Origin of the sequence: Cupriavidus sp. SIMBA_020 (genome assembly GCF_046535395.1) — a bacterium.
GTDB classification, from domain to species: Bacteria; Pseudomonadota; Gammaproteobacteria; order Burkholderiales; family Burkholderiaceae; genus Cupriavidus; species Cupriavidus campinensis.
Window position 1 is genome coordinate 1 of record NZ_JAWRWU010001072.1, and the last position, 256, is coordinate 256.

Here is a 256-nt window from a genome sequence, read left to right on the forward strand (position 1 = left end):
GTCAGCGCCAGGCCGTCGCGGCGGGCCACGGCGCGGTCCTGTTCCAGCTGGCGTTCGGACAGGTCGAACACCGTGACCTGGGCGCCGGACGCGGCCAGCACCGGCGCCTGCTGGCCGCCGGCGGACGCCAGGCACAGGATGGACAGGCCGGTGACGTTGTCGAGCCAGCCGGCCGGCAAGGGGCCGGGCGTGAGATGCACGGCCCAATCGCCGTGGCGGGCAGCGGCAATGAGATCGGCGGTGACGGGCCGCGACC

General features: G+C 75.4%; 1 pseudogene. It reads right to left on the reverse strand.

The features are described from left to right. Window positions 1–256: pseudogene (locus tag SB751_RS32795) on the reverse strand (SAM-dependent methyltransferase); the annotation flags it as partial.